The organism is Stenotrophomonas sp. GbtcB23, assembly GCF_019091045.1.
Classification (GTDB): Bacteria; Pseudomonadota; Gammaproteobacteria; order Xanthomonadales; family Xanthomonadaceae; genus Stenotrophomonas; species Stenotrophomonas rhizophila_A.
This window is the reverse complement of the sequence record NZ_JAGXKC010000096.1, coordinates 1-2,731: the sequence shown is the minus strand read 5'-3', so window position 1 is coordinate 2,731 and position 2,731 is coordinate 1. Positions and strand designations below refer to the sequence as shown.

Here is a 2,731-nt window from a genome sequence, read left to right as displayed (position 1 = left end):
ACTGCGTGACCAATCGCCCTGCTCAACCGACAGATACATGTGTCCTGCGGCTGATGTCCCTCCCCCGTCCAACGGCGTCCCGGGCGCGGCAACGTAAACGGTAACGGTATAGGGTGCGTCCTTGCTCATCGGTCACTTTGCCTTCTTGAAATAAGCGACAAGCAGCTCAGCGGTATCGTCGCGGAACTCCGGATGCTCGCCCGTCAGCTCAATGGTGAGGCGATAATGTCCAGGCTTGATGTTCTCTGCATACGCAAACTGAAGAACGTCATAGTAGAGCGCGGCATCAACAAGGCCGGCGCTCTCGAGCAGTGACGGTTCAACTCCCGACATGGTCAAGCCAGGTACGGTTCCGTCAATGGGGACCGGTATCCGTTCGCGAAGATTCGCCGCATCCCTCGTCAGGGGCACTGTCTTGATTGCACCTTCCTCCATGCGAATCAAGCTGACTCTGGCAGCGATCCCTGCTTCGACGAGCCTGATGGAAAGCGAGGTGCCGGATTCTGCGTCCGGCCTCACCAACCGCACACCCAGCATCAACTCGGGTGAGGCGTTGGGTCCGGGCGGTGGAAGCTCAAACTCCACATTTGCTACCTCGCCTGCCTTGTCCAAGGCAATGGGCCGGGTAAGAGGAACCTCAGTTCGCATCGCAGCGCTCTCCTTGTTTGCTTCCACGCTGGGCTTGGCGGTGTCCGCTTCTCGCCCGCACGCGGGGAGGCCGGCAATGACGAACAACGTCGCTGCGCCCATCAGCATCGATCTTGTTGCCCAAAGCTTCATGGTCAATTCTCTTCCTGGTACGGCCGTACTCGCCTGCGTAGTCTGGGGTACGCGGACACGGGGAAGAATAGGAAAAAACCTACTTACAGCTTGACCAGCGTCACAGAAGCGGCGCGGAAAGCCCTCAACGGAGCGCCCTTCACGCCTCTTCCGCGATCTCCTGGGTCTTCTTGTACGAATCCCCCCAATCCCGCATCGCCAACAGAACCGGCACCAGCGTCCGGCCCAGCTCCGAAAGCCGGTACTCCACCTTCGGCGGCACCTCCGGGTACACATGCCGCACCACCACGCCATCGGCCTCCAGCTCGCGGAGCTGGCTGGTCAACATCGATTGGGTGGCGTTGGGGATGAGCCGGGTCAGCTCCATGAACCGCCGGGTGCGTGACACCAGATAGAACAGGATCACCGGCTTCCACGTGCCGCCGATGACCGACAGCGTGGCCTCCACGCTGCAGCCGGTTTTGCCATATACGCGCCGCGCCATTACGGGATACTCCTGAAAACCATAGTACCTATGGGAAAGCATAGTTCTTGTGGCAACCACGGTGCGACCATAGCATGCAGGTCATGTCCCCCGAGGTGATCGATGCCCATGAAATTCAATGCCCTGCTGGCCACGAAAGAAGACGGCCAGGTCTCCACCCAGCTGGTGGCCTTTGACGAAGCCGATCTGCATGAAGGCGATGTGCTCGTGCAGGTGGACTACTCCACCCTGAACTACAAAGACTCGCTGGCGATGACGAACGCCTCGCCGGTGATCCGGACGTTCCCGCTCATTCCCGGCATCGACCTGGCCGGCACCGTGCTGGAATCGGGCAATGCCGGCTTCCGCCAGGGCGACCGCGTCGTGCTCAACGGTTACGGCCTCAGCCAGACCCACCACGGCGGGCTGGCGCAGCGCGCGCGCGTTCCCGGGGAGTGGCTGGTGAAGCTGCCCGACAGCATCAGCAGCAAAGACGCCATGGCGATCGGCACGGCCGGCTACACCGCCATGCTGTGCTTGCTGGCGCTGGAACACGGCGGGGTGAAGCCTGAACACGGCGACGTCCTGGTGACGGGTGCCAACGGCGGCGTAGGCTCCATCGCCTTGGCCATCCTCTCCAAGCTGGGCTACCGCACGGTGGCGTCTACCGGCCGACCCGAACATGCGCAGTACCTCAAGGACCTGGGCGCCGACGAGATCATTGACCGCGCCACGCTGGCCGAGCCGCGCACCCGCCCGCTGGATGCCGAGCGCTGGGCCGGCGTGGTGGATGTCGCCGGCAGCCACACGCTGGCCAATGCACTGGCGCAGACGAAATACCGCGGCGTGGTGGCGGCTGCCGGACTGGCGCAGGGTACCGACCTGCCTACCTCTGTGCTGCCCTTCATCCTGCGCAATGTGACCCTCGCCGGTATCGATTCGGTGCAGGCGCCGCACGCCGTGCGTGCCGAGGCGTGGAAGCGGCTCGCGACCGACCTGGACCTGGGAAAGCTGGCCAGCACTGTTGAAGTGATCGGGCTGGAAAAGGTGCTGGACGTGTTCCCGGCATTCCTGGAAGGCAAGGTGCGTGGCCGGCTGGTGGTGGATGTGAACGCCTGACAATTGCCCCGTAACATTCTTTTGCACCGTAACACACACAATGTTACGGTGCATTTCCATGTTACAGCCATCGTCTCCATGATCCCCTTGCTGTCGAACACGCACCGCTACCTATCGGCCCTGCTGCCCGGTCAGGTGTCGGCTGCATCGGCTTGGAAGGCTCCGTCCCTCCCGTACTTCCTGCTGAATGCATTCGAGCTGGCCCAGCTGCAGGTAAATGGGCATCCGGTCATCCTCGCGGCAAGCAAAGACGTCACTTCCCAGCAGACCCTTCACAAGATGCTGCTCCGATTGAGGGGTGTCGCCGGGTGCAGGGTCCTGTATGTGACCTCTCGGCCCAGCGCTCACCAGCGCCGGCGATTCCTCGAC

At 62.4% G+C, this 2,731-nt stretch carries 4 protein-coding genes; 2 read left to right on the top strand and 2 right to left on the bottom strand.

Annotation, left to right across the window (positions count from 1 at the left end; genetic code table 11):
- Nucleotides 1-132: 132 nt before the first annotated feature.
- Together KVS69_RS18040 and KVS69_RS18035 are read right to left on the bottom strand one after the other, a co-directional pair.
- Nucleotides 133-780 (bottom strand): hypothetical protein, encoded by a 648-nt coding sequence (locus KVS69_RS18040; RefSeq protein WP_217539383.1) that lies wholly within the window; start codon nt 778-780, stop codon nt 133-135.
- A gap of 139 nt (nt 781-919) precedes the next feature.
- Complete coding sequence (locus tag KVS69_RS18035; RefSeq protein WP_217539382.1) at nt 920-1,264, bottom strand: helix-turn-helix domain-containing protein; 345 nt, start codon at nt 1,262-1,264, stop codon at nt 920-922.
- Between the two features lie 108 nt (nt 1,265-1,372).
- On the opposite strand from KVS69_RS18035, the gene KVS69_RS18030 reads away from it, so the two are divergent.
- Together KVS69_RS18030 and KVS69_RS18025 are read left to right on the top strand one after the other, a co-directional pair.
- Nucleotides 1,373-2,362, top strand: a complete 990-nt coding sequence (locus tag KVS69_RS18030; protein WP_217539381.1) for an MDR family oxidoreductase — start codon at nt 1,373-1,375, stop codon at nt 2,360-2,362.
- A 78-nt stretch (nt 2,363-2,440) separates the two neighbouring features.
- Nucleotides 2,441-2,731, top strand: a 291-nt coding sequence (locus KVS69_RS18025) for a hypothetical protein (RefSeq protein ID WP_217539380.1), incomplete at its 3' end; no start/stop codon positions are given.

Coding starts and splice junctions, on each gene's coding strand:
- KVS69_RS18040 (WP_217539383.1), bottom strand. CDS start 780: ATGAAGCTTTGGGCAACAAGATCGATGCTGATGGGCGCAGCGACGTTG.
- KVS69_RS18035 (WP_217539382.1), bottom strand. CDS start 1,264: ATGGCGCGGCGCGTATATGGCAAAACCGGCTGCAGCGTGGAGGCCACG.
- KVS69_RS18030 (WP_217539381.1), top strand. CDS start 1,373: ATGAAATTCAATGCCCTGCTGGCCACGAAAGAAGACGGCCAGGTCTCC.